Consider the following 1,902-nt stretch of genomic DNA (forward strand, 5'->3'; position numbering starts at 1 on the left):
CGATCTTCCTGGATCGTGACGCGCTGTTTCGGCCCGAACTTGTCGAGTACGGTTCGCCGGATCCGCACGGACGCGTCATGCTGCAAGACTGGGAACTCGGTCTGGCCGTCAATCACGCATTGCGATACATCAAACCCGACGAAGCACTGCGGGCGGCGGTCCTGGACGGTCGTATGCGGACCCGGGACGATGTGCGCCGCGAAGTCCAACGGATGCTCGGCGATGACAGCATCCGAAAGCCTCGCATCCTGCAGTTCTTTCGAGACTATTTCGACTACGACCTCGGCGGCTACATCTGCAAGGACAACAAAGCGCTCGCGGAAACCGGCGTCAACGCGAGGGGAGTGGCGCACTACCGCGCGATGTTCGACGCGACCGCCAGCACGGATCGCTTGGTCGAACTGATCCTGCAAGAAGACAAGGATGTGTTGAAACAATTGCTGACGACGGACAAGGTGGTCGCCACCAAGAACGACCAGGTCTACTTCGGCAGAAAGCGAACCAAAGAAGAAACCGCTGCGGCGGTGGCCGAGGCAAAACGGGCAGCGGACGAAGAAACGAAGGAGGCGACCGCGGCGCTGGAATTGGCGAAAAAGGAATTGACCGAATTGGAACAGTCGATGAAGGCGAATCCGGACGAAGACACGGCGAAGAAACAGAGGGAGCTGACGGCGAAAGAAAGAGCGGTCACGGCTGCCGAGAAGAAACTGACTGCGTTGAAAAAGCAGCGCCGCGACAACGGAAATCACAGCGTGGACGAGGCCGAGCTGGCCGGACCGACGATCTTTGCCCGCGTCAGTCGCCGCAGCTTTGGCGCCGGATCGATGAAACCCGAGCGAGTCCTCGCCACCGCACCCGAAGGCCAACGGTTGGGCATCCTGACCCATCCCAGTTGGCTCGTTTCACACTCCGACGCAATGGACAATCACGCCATCTTGCGCGGTCGATGGATCCGCGAACGATTGCTCGGCGGCGGCATTCCCGATGTGCCGATCACCGTCGATGCGATGCTGCCCGATGAACCCCACAGCACCCTGCGCGAACGCATGCGGGTCACGCGGGAAACGTATTGCTGGACCTGCCACGAAAAAATGGATCCGCTCGGGTTGCCGTTCGAGATGTACAACCACGCGGGGCTGTATCGCACGCTGGAACTGGACAAGCCCGTCGACACCACGGGCGAGATCATCGATTCGGGGGATCCAGAACTCGACGGCGAAGTGACCGATGCGATTGAGATGATCCAAAAACTTGCCGAAAGTGAACGCGCCGAACAGGTTTTCGTGAGACACGCGTTCCGTTTCTGGATGGGCCGCAACGAAACGCTCCACGACGCTCCCGTGCTGCAAGACGCACACCGCGCCTACAAGGAGAGCGGCGGCAGCATGAAGGCACTGATCACCTCGCTGCTGACGTCGGACGCCTTTCTGTATCGCACCCGCAGCGAACCCGGAATGTTGGCCGAATCCAGGTAGGCGAGGCGAGCTGGCCGACGGTTGGGCGATGTGAGCGGCAGCGAACCGAGTCTCCCGGAGGGATGCCAGCGAGTAGCCGGAGGTCAGCGCAGCGTCACCTCCGGGAAGCACGTCCCACAATCCCCTCGACTCCGGACGGGGTCGCTGTGAATCTATCCGCCGGCGGTGCGGCAGTCTGCGTTCGTAAAGGAGTTGATGGGTGAGCTTGAGCGTGCGGGCTGGCCGGGTCCGAGGGCGCCGACATCATTTGCTTCGACACCCTTCGGGGTCGCGTCTGACGGGGGACCGGATGTCCGGAGGTGTCGCTTCGCTCACCTCCGGCTACTGGCTTTGACCCCGTCGGGGTAGGCCTGTCAACATGTTTTGGTGTATCCTATTACCCGCGGTTCACGTATTTTCACACGGATGAGGGATGGGTCATGGCCGA

General features: G+C 61.1%; 1 protein-coding gene. It reads left to right on the forward strand.

The annotated features are described in order from the left end of the window. Positions 1-1,475: DUF1588 domain-containing protein (locus ABX749_RS31300; protein WP_372899487.1), on the forward strand; the 1,475-nt coding region annotated here is incomplete at its 5' end. Positions 1,476-1,902: the final 427 nt, after the last annotated feature.

It is taken from the genome of Stieleria sp., assembly GCF_041595215.1.
Classification (GTDB): Bacteria; Planctomycetota; Planctomycetia; order Pirellulales; family Pirellulaceae; genus Stieleria; species Stieleria magnilauensis.